This is a genomic window from Quyinboa sediminis (genome assembly GCF_042219855.1).
Taxonomy (GTDB): domain Bacteria; phylum Bacteroidota; class Bacteroidia; order Bacteroidales; family UBA5342; genus JBHJHP01.
This window is the reverse complement of the sequence record NZ_JBHJHP010000008.1, coordinates 93,760-110,023: the sequence shown is the minus strand read 5'-3', so window position 1 is coordinate 110,023 and position 16,264 is coordinate 93,760. Positions and strand designations below refer to the sequence as shown.

6 protein-coding genes are annotated in these 16,264 nt (G+C 40.7%); 1 reads left to right on the top strand and 5 read right to left on the bottom strand.

Features of this window, described 5'->3' with window-relative positions:
* Position 1 precedes the first annotated feature (1 nt).
* A complete protein-coding gene (locus ACE1EF_RS17095) occupies positions 2–10,843 on the bottom strand; it encodes a T9SS type B sorting domain-containing protein (protein ID WP_375721912.1) in 10,842 nt (3,613 codons plus the stop codon).
* A gap of 349 nt (positions 10,844–11,192) precedes the next feature.
* Entirely contained in the window at positions 11,193–12,863 is a 1,671-nt protein-coding gene (locus ACE1EF_RS17090; protein WP_375721911.1) for a T9SS type A sorting domain-containing protein, read from the bottom strand.
* A 617-nt stretch (positions 12,864–13,480) separates the two neighbouring features.
* On the opposite strand from ACE1EF_RS17090, the gene ACE1EF_RS17085 reads away from it, so the two are divergent.
* Entirely contained in the window at positions 13,481–14,563 is a 1,083-nt protein-coding gene (locus ACE1EF_RS17085) for a response regulator (protein WP_375721910.1), read from the top strand.
* A 45-nt stretch (positions 14,564–14,608) separates the two neighbouring features.
* Here the strand turns inward: ACE1EF_RS17085 and ACE1EF_RS17080 are convergent, their stop codons facing one another.
* From ACE1EF_RS17080 to ACE1EF_RS17070, 3 genes are read right to left on the bottom strand one after another with little or no spacing between them, the layout of a single operon-like run.
* Positions 14,609–14,866, bottom strand: coding sequence for an anti-sigma factor family protein (locus ACE1EF_RS17080; protein WP_375721909.1), 258 nt, complete (start codon positions 14,864–14,866; stop codon positions 14,609–14,611).
* A gap of 16 nt (positions 14,867–14,882) precedes the next feature.
* Positions 14,883–15,461 carry a sigma-70 family RNA polymerase sigma factor gene (locus ACE1EF_RS17075; RefSeq protein WP_375721908.1) on the bottom strand — a complete coding sequence of 193 codons (579 nt, stop codon included), beginning with the start codon at positions 15,459–15,461 and terminating at the stop codon, positions 14,883–14,885.
* 35 nt (positions 15,462–15,496) lie between these two features.
* On the bottom strand, positions 15,497–16,225 hold the full coding sequence (locus ACE1EF_RS17070; RefSeq protein WP_375721907.1) for a biotin--[acetyl-CoA-carboxylase] ligase: 729 nt from the start codon (positions 16,223–16,225) through the stop codon (positions 15,497–15,499).
* Positions 16,226–16,264 lie beyond the last annotated feature (39 nt).

Here is a 16,264-nt window from a genome sequence, read left to right as displayed (position 1 = left end):
GCTACTTTTTAATAACCTCCACATAGTTCCTGTACTCTTTTCTCACACCCTCATCCGTATAACTTACCGTGTAATAATAAGTCCCGGCCGGATAATTTATAAAATCAAACTCATTCTGATAGTTGTCAACTTCATATATCATATTCCCCCAACGGGTAAATATTCTTATTTTATTATCCGGAAAATGTTGCAGACCACCAATGATTAAACGGCTGTCATGGATACCGTCAATTACAATCAGGTCTATCAGCTGGGCATCCAGTTTAAAATTCAGATTTTCTGACGGCACAGACCTGAAGCTGTTATTGGTAGCTGCCAGACGAACGAGAATTTCCCGGTTACCTCCTATTTCAATTGTTGTGTTAACATCAATCGACGTCCAGTCGCCCAAATCAATTTTATATTCAAGATTATCTGATGCTGTCGCCTTTCTGCTGTTCACATAAATGGCCCCCTTATCACTTACAATGTGTTCGAGTTTTACAAACGGAAGCTCCGGCCTCGAAGGAATGACTACAAACTGTGATTCTGAAGCAAAATGTGTCAGGCCATCGGATTCAATACGGGCTTCGATTGTCACAATGGAATTATCCTGGATAATACCGGTGAGACTAAACCAATCCTGATCGAGCTGATAGACATCTTCTCCCACCACAACCTGCATTTCAGCGGACAAGCCGGTCAATAATTCATTCTCATAATCAATAACCGGTCTGCCCGGTTTATCCGGCCGGATCGGGACTTCAAGCATATAAGACGGACTGCTGTAGCTTGTATCTGTGGCTGCATAGGCAAACCATGTATCCTTACCCGGTGCGAGCGGAATGACATCATTCTCTGCCCTGTTCTTAACCGTAAACTGCGCATCGAGCGACCAGATCACTGCATCCGATGCAATTTCCATCGTTGACTCATTATAATAGTCGATCGTAAATACAGGTGCTTCTGGACGTTCAGGCGCAACTAAAGTATCCACGTATGATTTAAACGACGCATCCGTAGCATATTGCATGAACATTATTTTATCACCCGGCTCAACCGGAATAACGGTATTGTCTCCTCTTACAGAATCAGATTGATCCGGTTCGGTCCACCATATCATAGCCTCCGGAATAATCCGCGAGCTTACCTCGGCCTCAAAATCAATTCCCATATTCAGATCCGGACGGGCGGGAATAACCAGTTCAGATATCTGAGACGCTAAAGTGGTTTGCGTAGCCATCGTTCTGAAATAAAGTACTGAATCGGTGTGATCCGGTTCAAGCGGCAGAACTGTAACATCGTCACCGGCAACGGCATCTCCCATATCAGACTGGGTAGCATACTCATCACTGCTGCTGACAGGTGAAGCCAGCTGTTCGTTATAAAAATCAATCCGATATGTGGGTCCGGAAGCCGGCGGATCAACATACAGGATCATATCCTGATTAAACTCTTTGCCGATCTGACGCATCAGGATTCCGAAATCTCCGTTCTGTGCGTATTCAAATATTGTAGTCTCATCATTGCAGTTTACCCACGTCGTATCGTTGCTCCCCTTTGGCAAAATGCTGTACTGCATCATCTGCGAAGTTCCGGAAAGGGTGTTGGTCAACAGGTTCACATTAACCACCTCGAAGGATAAAATATCAGTATATGTAAACGGATTTTCCGATTCTGCCATCTCACCTTTGAACCGTTGAGCTTCATTGTCAGCCTTAACCCTTAACCTGATAACGCCGGCGTCCAGGTTAATATTTCCAACACTGATGGTGAAATCTTCAGCCACAGTCCATGTCACACCACTATTCAGGGAGTACTCATAGGCATCAGGCGCTTCTATTCCGGTCAATGCACCAAAGCTGAATGTATCAAATACATCGTTATACGTAGTAAACGAAGGAGCTTGCGGCCTTGGCCTTATTGTAACGGTATTTGGAAGAGATGCAAATGTTGAACTGGTAGACAGAATTTTAAAATCAGTAACAACTTCATTCTCATCCGAAGCCGGAATATAATCAACCAAGCTCAGGCTATCTGCCACGGGTTCAAAGTTCCCGCTTATATTCCACTGGCAGTTCGTTGGAACATCGTAAATTATTTCTTTGACATAATTGATTCCAACATCCGGAGTAACCGGTCTTGCCGGAAGAATCAACAAAAGCTTATCCGATGCAAATGACGTATCTGTTGGTACTAATCTGAAATACAACGAATCATTCTTATCTTGTGGATTGAGAGCCAGTCTTGTACCTTCGCCCGCCTTTGCATTAGTCATATCACTGTTATCAGCCCATTCTATTGAATCGTTAAGAATTTCATTGGTTGCTTCATCCGGGAAGTTTATGGTGAACTGAGGCGCATCAGGTCTGGCTGGAATATACAGTTGCTGTACCTCCGAAGGAACCCGCAATGAATCGGCCATCACTCGCAGATAAATAAAAGAATCCTTTTTAACCGGAATAATTCTGTAAGCATTATTCTGACCTGTTATTGCATCTTCCATATCTGATTTAGCGGATATCTGAATGGTATCAGCAACAGCTTGATCCAAATATTCCGTATAGAAATCAACGGAAAAATCAGGAGCCGGTCTTGGTGTTTCAACATCAAAAACCTCACTGAAATTCAGGATTTTATTTTTTTGCCGTACAAACACTTTATAACCGCCATCGATAGGATAATCCACAAAAGTGGTGTCGTTCAATGCTGTGAACCAGTCTCCGTTCTCACCATCTGTAGAGGTGAGACTGTATTCCATTTCAGTACTTGTTCCTGTTAATAATCCTTTTACAATATTGATATAAACCGAATCCAAACCAATTAATGCAATGGCAGTAAATGCAACATCGTTGGTAGCCGCATCGCTGGCAAAATGCTCACTACCTGCGGTATTATTTCCTTTTAACCTGAGTTTGAAACTTCCTACAGGAATAATTATATCACCCACATATATTGTAGATGAGTCGCATTGATTCCATGTACTACCGTTATTCACGGAATATTGATATAAACCCGGGGCATTATAGCCGGGTATTGTACTCCAGGTTAACGAATCACCTTCATCATCTATGGTCAGAATAGCAGGTGCCTGAATTCGTGGATTCAAAGTCACAGTTTTATCTGGTGAGGCAAATGAATTATCTGTAGCTTTATACCTGACCAGCAACTCGTTTGCCGGTTCAGTAGACGAAGGAACAAATGCTGATATATTTTCACCTTCACTTATCGGCTCATAAGAACTGTTCATATACCACTCACAGGCTTCCTCAATATTTATCAATGCCTCATTTACATAGTCTATGCCCGGATCAGGTGCAGCGGGAGGATATGGAGCTGCCAGTTCAAATATAGCAGATGCAAATTTATTAACTGATGCTTTGGTCCTGAAGAACAACGAAGTTCCCGGAGTAACAGCCACTTTTGCGCCTGTACCCTGAACAGCACTGCTCATGTCAGACATGGTACTGTACACAATGGTATCTGCAATATTTTCTGCCGTTGTTTTATTCGCAAAATCTATTGTAAATGCAGGAACAGGTGTTCTTCTGTTCGGCACAACCATCTCATATACAGCCGATTCAAACTGATCAATATGTGCCCTGCGTTTAAACCATATATTCTGGGAAGGTGTAACCGGAATAACTGTTCCGGCACCGACATTGTAATTGGTAAACCCTGAATTCAAAGCCCACTCAACATCCGAATCAATGGCTTGATTGGTTGTTTCATTGATAAAATTAATGGTATAAGACAGAACTTCTCTGGCCGGTATTGTTAAAGACTGAACTTTTGATGCTACGACATACTGAGATAATGCCGTTCTGATATATGCCGTTGTTCCGCTTGTAGTGATATTCAATGTAGGTTCTGTTACACCATCACCCTTTACAAAACCAGTCAAATTACTGTTCCAGGTCATCTCATCACCGGAATCCAAAGGATCATTCAGGGTTTCATTGATATAATCTATACTGTAGGAAGGTGCATCAGCCTGAGCTGCCACATTATATATCAACCGTTTATTTCCTGTGAGATCTGTCTGTCGGACGTATACTTTAAACCCTCCCAAAATATCATAGCTTATACTTGTATTACCATTTGAACAGGTTGTCCAGGTTCCGTTTGTTCCATTGGTGGAGTTAAGACTATACTCCATTTGATTTGTGGTGCCCGTAATTTGTGAAGCAATAAGATCCAGATCAACAGTGCTCAAATCCAAAGGAGGTGTCCCGGTAAACGTAACTGTCGATGCATAAGATTCACCTGCAAATCTTGGTTCATCATTATCGGCTGCCAATCTCAACAACAAATCACCTGCAAGAATCTGCAGATCAGAAGGAACTTCCTGCGTGATATTAGTTGTTGGCTCCCAGCTTGTATTATTAATATTGTACTCGTAATCTGAGTACTGTATATATCCAAATATAAAGCTGTAAGTAAATGAATTCGGATCGGTGGCATCATTATAAAACACAATTGTTGGTGCCTGTTTCCGTGCCGGAATAGTTAAGACCTGTGCTCCGGACACAAAGGACGAGGCGGTCGCCTTAACCTTGAACACAATATTTTTAACCGGATTTCCATAATCAGGAATATAAGCTGTCAATGACGCATTGTTGAACACATCTGTAAACAGTCCTGTCACATCCCACTGGCAATATCCGGGAACATTATAAATGGTTTCATCCACATAATTGACCTGAACCGAAGGCACAGCGGGCCGTGGTGGGACAATAAGATGAAAAATCTGGGACGAGTATCTGTCCACGGATGCTTTTTTCCTGAACCAGATATCCTGTCCCGGAGTAAGTGGAAGAACAGCACCGGTTCCCTGGGTAGCACCTATCAAATTTTCATTATCTGCCCAATATACATCTGTTTCCACAACTTCGTTGGTACGTTCATTAAAATAATCAATTGTAAAATTCAGATCCGGACGGGATGGTACAGTTAAGGCAGGAGATACTGCAGAAGCAAATGTTGAGCTGGTTGCCTTTGTTCTGAAATAGTAACTGGTTGACGGATCAAGAGTGATCTTTGCATCTGTTCCCGTGGTTGATCCGGTCATATCGGGTTGGGTAGACCACTCTACCGTTGACGGAACAGGAGCAGTAGTAGTTTCATTTGTATAATCGATAGAGAATGTCGGAGAAACCGGCCTTCCACTCACATCAAGATATACCGTATTTGATTTTAAGGACACGTCAGGAACAGCAGGTTTAATAAACCACATATCCTGACCAGGTGTAATGGGAACGACAGCACCGGTTCCTGTAGTAGGATTGCTTAAATCGGATGATTTTGACCAGATGGTATTGCTGTATACGATCTGATTGGTCTGTTCCTGCACATAATCTATCGTTACATTTAGTGAAGGCCGTAATGGCACATGTAATTCCGGAGATGTTTCAGATACAAAATTTGCATTTGTGGATTTTACCCTGAAGAAATAATTTGTGTCTGGCGTTAAGGGCAACTCCTGTCCGGTTCCACTCTGTGGACTGGCCATATTAGACTGGTTAGACCATTCTACAGTAGTCGGCACAATCGACTTGGTTTTTTCTGTAACATAATTCGTTTCATACGAAACCGAAGCTGGTCTGTCAGGTACGCTTAACTGAAAAATATTCGATTTATACGCTATACCATCCTGTGCTTTTTTCCTGAAATAAACATCCACTCCAGGCGAAAGTGCAAGGTAGGTACCAGATCCGGATGTTGCACCTGACATGTCTGAGTTGTATGACCATGAATAAGCATTTGTCACCAGTTCAGAAGTATGCTCATTGGTATAATTAACCGTAAAACTGATATCCTCTCTTGCCGGGACTTCCAATGGCGCCGACACCTCGGATTGAAATTTTGTTGCCGTTGCTTTTTCCCTGAAATAATATTTTGTGGCAGGAAGAATTGAAATAACGCTTCCGGTTCCGGTATTGGGATCTGTCATTACAGCAGACAGAGACCACTGAACGGTCGATGGGATCAATTCATTTGTGGTTTCATTAAAATAATCAATAGTGTAAGCTGCCGGTATCGGTCTGGCAGGTACAATTAATTCATAGGGATCAGATGCATAAGACGTAAACTGCTGTGCCTCCTGCATAAACCATAAATGTACACCCGGAGTTACTACAATGGACGAACCGGTTCCATGGAGAGATGAACTAAATCCGCTGTTATCGTCATAAATAACCGTAGATGGAACTGCAGCATTTGTACGTTCCAGAGGGTAATTAATGCCAATCGTAAATACTGGTCTGACCGGAACAGTAAAATTAATTGCTAAAGACGCAAATGTAGTAATTGTAGCTTTTCTCCTGAAATAATATGTTTTCTCAGGATCCAGATTTACATACGTACCGGAACCTGATATTGAAGTTGAAAAGTCCGGTTGATTGGACCACTCAACCGTTGCCGGAACAGTTGTATTCGTTCTTTCATTTACATAATCTATGCTGTAGCTCACAGAGGAAGGCCTGCCAGGAACAGTAAGAGTGAAAGGTGTAGATGCCAACGAAACATCAGCAACAGCAACCTGCTTTAAGTACATATTTGTGCCTGGCGTAACCGGCACTTTAATGCCAGTACCGTTTTGGGGTGAACCAAAGCTGATATTATCATCATAAATTACACCAGCAGGAACAGGCTCTTTTGTTGTTTCATTAATGTAGTCGATGGAGAAATTAATGGTTGGCCTTGACGGAACAGCAACCTGATCCACCAACGATTTAAAACTGTTATCTGTGGCCTTTATTCTGAAATAATACGTTGTACCCGAGCTTAAACTCACATTACTACCGTCGCCAATTGCGGGACTGCTAAATACTGCATTATTGTCCCATTCAACCGTTGACGGAACGGTTTGTTTGGTTTTTTCATTCACATAATCCAGCGTATAATCAGTTACCACAGGACGCGCTTTTATTCGTAAACTTTGAACTGAAGACGCAACGGCAGTTGAGGTGGCTGAAGTCCTGATATACAATGTATCAGCAACCGAACCTGGATTTAATGCTACCGTTGCTCCGGTTCCCTGAACCGGACTGCTAAAATCGGCATTCCAGGAGTATTCATCGGTGGCTGCTATTCCGGTTTTTGTCCTCTCGGTGTAATAATCCACTTCATAAGAAGGAGCAGGTAACTGTGCACCCACAGAATAAACCAACCTGTAATTTTCCGGCAATGCAATCTGCCTGATATAAACCAGATAGCCTCCTGCGGCATCAAAGCTAACAACTGTATTTCCGTTCTCAGCAGAGCTCCAGCTACCATCCGTTCCATCCGTGGAATTAAAGCTGTATTCCATGGCAGTGGAGGTGTTTGTAATTAATCCGGAAGAAATATCAATACCTACACTGTTCAGATCGGTAGCAACCGTACTTGAATAAGCCTTGGTTGATGCAAACTCCATTCCGGCAAACCTTAATGCTGAACTGCTTGCTTTTAAACGTACTTTTAAATCACCAATTTGAATTGCTAAATCAGACTGTATTATTGGTGAAAATGTTGTACACGACATCCATGCAGAACTGTTGTATTTGTATTCATAATAAGATGGATTTGCAAAACCGTTCACAGGTGCAAACGTGAATGTATTGGGTTCGCTTACATCGTTGTACGAAGTAATAACAGGAGCTGCAATCCTTGGATTAAGGGTTAATGTTTGTTGCTCAGAGCGGAATGAACCTGAAGTAGTATCAATTTCAACCTTAATCGCGACCGGAGAACCACCATTTTCCGGTATATATGGTGTTAATGATGTATCGTTGGCTAAATCCGTCATTTGTCCGGATGCATCCCATTGTGTATTTGGGACTACCGCACTGACTGTTTCTGTCTCATAATCAATACTAACAGATGGTGTTGCTGGTCTGTCAGGTACTGGAAACGGAACTGTATCTGACGCAAACAGACTTCCATCATTTTCTTTCCAGAACCATAAATCTGTTCCCGGTGTCACACTTATAGGTACATTATTTCCCTGAACAGACGAACTCATTGCGGCATTATCAGCATACCACACATTCGTCGGAATATTTTCTTTGGTTTCTTCCTGATCATAATCAATACTATAACTTATCACTGCACGAGCCGGCGTTGTTAAGGCATCCGAAGTATCAGATTTAAAATGATAAGCGGTGCTTTTATACCTGAAATAGTAGGATGTTGACGGATCAAGTGACAAAGCAATATTTCCACCATCCTGTGCACCCGACATATTACTTTGACTATCCCACTCAACGGTATCCGGAACAATTTCATTTGTAGTTTCAGCAGCGTAGTTTATAGAATAAGTTGGTGCCGTTGGACGAATACCGACAACTAACTGAAAGGTATCAGACGCAAACAAGCCGCCACCACTTTCTTTCCGGAACCACACATCTGATCCCGGCGTCACGCTAATCGGTACATTATTTCCCTGAACAGGCGAACTCAGTGCGGCATTATCAGCATGCCACACATCAGTCGGAATATTTTCTTTGGTTTCTTCAGTTCCAAAATCAATGGAATAGTTAATTTTTGCACGGGTTGGTGTAGTTAATGCAGTTGATGTATCAGATTTAAAATGTGTAGTGCCACTTTTATATCTGAAATAATAAGATGTTGACGGATCAAGTGACAAAGCAATATTTCCACCATCCTGTGCACCCGACATATTACTTTGACTATCCCACTCAACGGTATCCGGAACAATTTCATTTGTAGTTTCAGCAGCGTAGTTTATAGAATAAGTTGGTGCCGTTGGACGAATACCGACAACTAACTGAAAGGTATCAGACGCAAACAAGCCGCCACCACTTTCTTTCCGGAACCACACATCTGATCCCGGCGTCACGCTAATCGGTACATTATTTCCCTGAACAGGCGAACTCAGTGCGGCATTATCAGCATGCCACACATCAGTCGGAATATTTTCTTTGGTTTCTTCAGTTCCAAAATCAATGGAATAGTTAATTTGTGCACGGGTTGGTGTTGTTAATGCAGTTGATGTATCAGATTTAAAATGTGTAGTGCCACTTTTATATCTGAAATAATAAGATGTTGAAGGATCAAGCGGTAAAGCAATATTTCCGCCAACCTGTGCAGAAGCCATACTGCTTTGCGTATCCCACTCAACGGTATCCGGAACAATTTCATTTGTAGTTTCAGCGGTGTAATTGATTGTATATGATGGAGCTGCCGGACGAGCATTGACAACCAAATGAAAAATCTGAGATGAAAAATTACTGCCATCTGCACTCATTTGAAGCCAATAATCTGTACCCGGAGTTACGCTCAATGAGTCATCAGGTCCAGGATTAGGAGCTGACATATCAGACATTTCTGAATAATTCACATCTGATGGTACTATCTCGTTTGTCTTTTCTCTGTTATAATTTACAGTATAATTTATAGTAGGTCTTGATGTGATTAGTAGGTCCTGTTGCTGCGAAGCAACGGTATATTGTGTCGCTTTAATTCTAAAAAACACTAAAGTATCGGTATTCCCAACAGCAGAAGACAAATCAATTACCGTTCCGGGCCCATCCGTTTTATCACTCCAGTCTGTATGCCAGGCATATTCAGTTGTTGCAGGAATTATTTCAGCTGTTGTTTCATTTACATAACTAATGGTATAATTCGGAGCCGAAGCTGCAAGAGGAATTGTCCTTACCAATTGCTTATTTGTAGTATCTGCAGCTTGTCGTACATACACATTAAAACCGCCGGCTGAATCCAATTCATTCAAAATGGAAGTTTCTGTATCGATACAATTATTCCAGATCGTATCGGTAGTTCCAATTAAGATTACCGAATATTGCATTTCTGTTGTCGTACCCGTTAACTTTGCACTGTCAATATGTACATCCACTCCTGAAAGAATTAATGGCCCAACTGCTGTAAATGTAACGGTTGATGTATCTGCTAAATTAATAAACTGATTTGATCCTGCTTTTAACCGTAATAAAACCTGTCCCGGGGCAAGATCTACAGCACCTATTGTCTGAGGCCTTGCATCGCAATCAGTCCAAACGAATCCGCCATCTTTTGAATACTCGTAATAAGTAAAGCTATTGAACGAAGCTACATCAGTCCATGTTATATTATCATTTTCATCATCTTCGGTCATTACAGGAGCCGGAAAACGTTTTGGAATAATCAACTTCTGTGTATCTGACCTGAAATGTGTATTTGCCAGTGATGGTAGAAATATGAATGCCGTATCATTATCAGCCGGGTATAAAGGAATAGAATCTGTTATTGAAAAACCATCTGAAATTGGTTGATTTCCGGTTTTGCATATCCAGCTTAAGCCACTGGCACTTGTTAGCGTTTCAAGCGTATAGTCAATTACTACATCAGGGGTGTCCGGCCTGGAAGAGATGTTAAGTTTTAAAGTATCTGACCTGACTGTTGTATCCGTTGGCAAGGTAAACAAGAACAAACTCTTATCTGAATTGCCCACTGCCAGATCAACGTTGGTACCTGTTCCTGCTATAGAACCAATTAGATCTGCATTCCAGGAATAGGCATCTGTAGAAGCTAAAACTTCGTTGGTTTGTTCAAGATCATAATTAATAGTATATAGAGGAGGAGATGCCTGAGGCGGTATATATTTCACCACCCTTATACTATCAACATAAGCTGTATCCCAGATATATACGTTGTAATTTCCGGAATCGGGGAAACTAAAATTTGTAACACTGTTAGTGCAGGTGTCCGTCCAGCCCAGGTTTGTCGTATCCAGACTAAGCCTCATACGATCAGTGGTATTGCTCAGCGTATTATCTTTTATGCTGAGTGTTACGTCTGAAATCTGAGCTTTAATCAGGAGCAAACAAAACAGAAACAGTATTACTACAACAGACCTTTTCATAAGCGATTTACCAAGACTACCTCAATTCCTGTTAAAAACTTGTTGACAAGATACGGATATTTATCCACCTAAACCGAAAAGCAAATTTAAATTTTCAGCAATAAAACTTTAGGGATTTGGTTATATCACCCAAGTACATGCACTTTCCAAGGTTAAAGTAATGGAATTAATAACCATTTCTTAAAACGTTCCAATGTATACAACAGCTCAGAACCTTTTGTTTGTTCATTCCCGGCAAGCCATTTAACATTCGCAGGAGGTAAGCGTATATAAAAAAAGCAGGACCCGGATAGTCGGGGTCCTGCTTTTTACTACGCTAAATCTCTATAATAACTACCTGTAAAATTCTTTAATACTGAAGATTTATCTTATTGACCTTAACCGAATCTCCAACGGTGGTCTTTACCAGATATACGCCCTGCGGTCTTCCTGTAAGATCAAACGATTCCGCCGTATAATCAAGATTACGGTGTTCGATGATTTTACCGGTAACATCATATATATCCACCATACAATTTTCGTTTTGGGCAGCTTTAATGTTCACTGTAAAGATGCCGCTTGTCGGATTCGGAAAGGCGCTAACCCCAAAAGCTAAATCTTCCGGTTTGTCGTTAAGTACGATGTTTAGTTTTACAAAAGAGCTTTCAAGTTTTACAAACTTATCAGAGCCTTTCAGATAGATCGGATTTACACTCCTGACCACTTTCTCACCGGCCTTGTATATTTTATAGGTTATATAGTCCCCCTCTTCAAAACCCGGATCCTCAGCAAATGCCGATGCTGCATTAATGACGGCCGCATTTTTAGAGATATGGTCCTCTGTGATTTTTACAGCACCTACACAATATTCACCATCGTACACTGCGATTTCGTCATTGATCTGCAGTTCAGATGCATCAAGCGCCAGAATATTAATATTCATATGATCCAGGCCATTACCTTCGTAGACTGTCGCGAAGTATGTCGGATCAGCACTTAAGCTGTAAATCTCCTGTGACTTGTTAAACTGTGTGGAGATTGTAAGGGTGACATCGCCACTGACATGTACTTCATAACCTTCTCCGGGCCTGCAATTGCCTATATTATTGACCCAGCCACCGTAGATACCCCAGTCTTCCAGAGAATTACCACGTTCATCCTTTACTTTTTCCAGCGATCCATTATCTATGAGCGACTGGAATACATCTTTAGCATCCACCTGGTAATTGACCGGGAATGATATGATATTCCATCCTTCATGCAGATTGATATCCACGGGTACGGTAACCGGTAACCCTCTTAAGGCAAGATTGCAGTCATTCAATACTTTAATTTTGTAACCTTCGGTACTCTTCATGTTACCAATATTGTTTTTCCAGCCACCCAAAGCTCCAAGATCTTCAAGTGTTTTACCGGATTCATCCTGAACCTTTATCAAATCACCTTCATTAATAAGGCTGTCCAGTACATGTTTCATATCTGGATTTTCATCTAAAACATATCCAGAAAACAGGTTCCAGCCTGAAGAAAGTTCGATATTCTGATAAAAATCGGACTGAATTACAAGGTCAACAAACGATGACTCATTAAATCCATAATGCCCGTCCGTTAACCAGGTTGATACGTCCTGCCTATAGTTAATCCTGGTTACAAATTTTTCGGCCTGATCGCTGCTATCCCACACTCTGAAAAGGATTGAATCTCCATTGACAAAACCATTTCCTGTTCCGTCATCAAGTGATGCGACCAGATTGATAAGATCGTTATTTGACGCCGTGGTCAGAGTCGTTGCTCCCACGCATACATCATGACTGAAAACAGCAATTTCATCTCCTGCCTGAAGCGGTAGTTTGTCCAGAGTGGCAGTCACAATATAAATATTCATATGACCAAAACCATTTTCACCATCCCAGACCGTGACAAAATGATTATCTCCTGTTGAATTTTCTGATGCGGCCATCAGATTTCCAAAACTTCCAACAAAAAACAGATTAAGAATAAATAAACTGCATGTTATCTTTCTCTTCAATAATCGTCCCATTATTTATCTATAAAACCAATATTTAACATTAATTTACCTTAACTCGTGGTCAAAGTTACAATTTATTAACAATAAATCAAATTTTAATACCCGAAAGATTTAAGATATGTCATCAATAAATCTTTCAAAGCCTGATTTTATGGATATTATGGACTATTGTTTAGATTTAATACAAATATAACACTGTCAAACAAATCAACCTTATAGATGACTTAATTACGTCTGAATTGTATGTAAATTTAGCCCGGAAGGAATTCGGAATAATTAACACATTGTTTACATTTCCAAAAAATTATCTTTCTCCCTCATTTTCAATCATATAAACACATATTTATCCGTCAAATCAAAATCAATCAACCTGAAAACGATATTTTCAGGTTACTATTTTGTTTTAATTCTTAAAAAGTCTTAATTTTGTTTTTCTGTTGACCTACAGTATTGTTGTTGTAAGAACAATCGGAAACCTGCAACTTGCATCCACGAATAACATTTGTTCTTCTTCCCAATGAGCGATAGATTAATTAAGCTATGTTATGAAATTATTTGTACTTTTAGCGCAGCATTCTTGCTGGGAGCGAAAAGTGCCTTAACATTATTGTTAATAAAATTCTATCCTGATGAGTAGTAAAAAGAAGATTCTGGTAATAGAAGATGATGCGGACATAGGAATGCTAATGACAACTGTACTTAACAGTAACGGGTATCATTGCGTATATACAAAAAACGGTGCCGAGGGTATTCAAAAGGCATTCGAACAAATTCCGGATCTTATATTGTGTGATATCTGCATGTCTCCGATGGATGGCTACCAGGTATTCAATATCCTTTCCGAAAGCTCGTTAACTAAACATATCCCTTTCATATTTATCAGTGGCAGAGCTGCAGCTGAAGATATCAGTCTGGGACTGAAACTTGGTGTGGATGATTACATTATTAAACCATTCCACAATAAAAGCCTTGTTAAAACAGTACAGACCAGGCTGGAGAAACATGACAGGTTAATAGGTGTGGGCAGAACTCAGTTAAGAACCCTTCTTGATATGATGCCAAACGCTGTATTCCTGACAGATTGCAATGCCATTACACAGGTAAATGAATCGTTTAAGAAGATATTTGGTTATGAAGACAAGGATATTCCTAATCTGAAAATCAACCTGTTATTTGACAATAAAAGCCTGAAAAACCTGCAGAACATATTACAGGACTGCAATAATAATGTACTCGATTCCTATAGTGGAGAGATTAATATTCAGTTGAGGGACGGTTCAGTACAAAAGGCTTTACTTTCACTTTCAAAAACGGACCGACATCCAACGGGAGGGAAATTTATTGGACTTATAACTCCCTTAAAAGCTAATATAAGTACAGGGTTTACACCTAAACACATCGAGGCGATATCGAAGGTACTGAAAGATGAAAACATTGATGTAACCGATAGCCTGATCCAGAAACTGAGTTACGTGACTACAGACAAAGAGATCAAACACAAACCGGAGCCTGATGTTGTTTTTTCTAAACGGGAAAAGGAAGTACTGAAACTTTCCTGTGATGGTCTGCCAATTAAACTTATCGCGGACAGGCTTTGCATTTCAGACCGGACCGTGGAAAAGTACAGGGCAAGCCTGATGACCAAGACCGGATCAAAAAATATTGTGGAAGTATTGGTCTACGCCATAAAGAGCAGTCTGATCGAGATTTGAAGCCCACACAACTACCGCTAAAACAGTAGCTGAACAGGTGTAATTTTATACTTCATGAATGGCATCACTGATCACCTTTTTCCTGTGATCGGAAAGTTTTAATTCATTATTTTTTTCTGTCGATTCAATATATGTTCTTACAGCATGATCAATAAATGTATTCTGAGCATCGAATTTACGACAGGCATGACAAACCGTATGGTGCATTTTCAACTGCAACTTTTCAGTGAAAGACAACTTACGAAATGACTTTTGAACCGTAAGCTTTGTTGCTTCCAGGCAGGTCAGCATTATTCTGTTCATCCATTCCCACATTGCCCTAACTATTAAACCAGTTTTTTTCAATACATCCACGGAGCTGCAATTTTGCCCTGTGAATTATTACCCAAAGATTAGACGATGTAATTCCCAAATCCTTACATATTTCATCCGTTGTTTTATCGTCTATACTTTTTAAAGAAAATACAGATGACCACAAATTGGGCAACCGCTCCATACAAAACGCAAGGATTTTCAGAAATTCCTCATTGCTCAGGTCCTGATCAGCATCCTTACTCCAGGGCTTGGGCATTCTCGTTTCATCCCAGAAGCCATCAGGTTTAAAGAAGCCTGAATAAATATCCTGATCATCCCTGTTTTCAGCAGTCCTGCTTTTCGCTGCCTTTCTCCGGTAGAAATCAACAATACGATTTTTAAGTATATTATACAACCAGGTCTTCTCACTGCAATCTCTGCGGAAATTTTCCAGATTTTTCAAGGCTGAAAAAAACGTATCCTGCACTAAATCCTCAGCTTCTTCCCTATCTCCGACACGGGCAAATGCAAACCTGAAAAGTTCATCACTATATGCCTCCACCCAACACATCGGATCGCAAGGGTATGTTTGCTGTTCGTTCATTTAATGCATGCTCACCGGCGAATTTCCGGAAAGGTTTAACCAATTATAAATTCTACTTCTTTGAACCAAAACGTTTTGTCACCGTCATTTGTTGCAAGCACTAACTGCCCTGTCGGAAGAACCTCTTTTATCTCCGCTTCAAAAGGGGTATCATCTGTTTTGAAAAGCCACTTTCCGGATTTACGGTAGAGCGATTCTGTATACGCTTCATCAATCAACTCAAACTGGCGGTCCTGTAAAATATTAAACCAATGAATAAGATACAGTTGTAATTCCTTTACCAGATTCTGAAGATTGTATATTTCTCCGGTAATCATGTTCAGACTCACAGGATTTGGCAGATCGGTACTGAACACTGACTGGTTGACATTTAATCCAATGCCCACGATGGTATTTGAAATTGAATTCCCGATAATACTGTTCTCAATCAGAATTCCCCCGGCTTTTTTGTCGCCAATATAAATATCATTGGGCCATTTCAGCGCCACTGATTTTCCCAGAAAGCCCAGTAACTCTTTACAAGCTATTGCTGCAGCTTTGGAAATATAAAACTGATTTGCAGGTTCCAGAAATTCAAATGAGAACCAGGTGGAACATAAAATATTAAGACCTCTCTCGGACTCCCATCTGTTTTCGGCCTGACCTCTGCCTCCCGTCTGAAAATCCGTTACCACCATAAATCCCTCAGGCAGATTATCATTGTTGGGTAAGTGTGCCAGGTAATGGTTCGTTGAAATTACTTCATCAATGTAGTGAATGTGCATCCTTGAAATTGTGTTTAAAACAAATTTATCCAGAATATT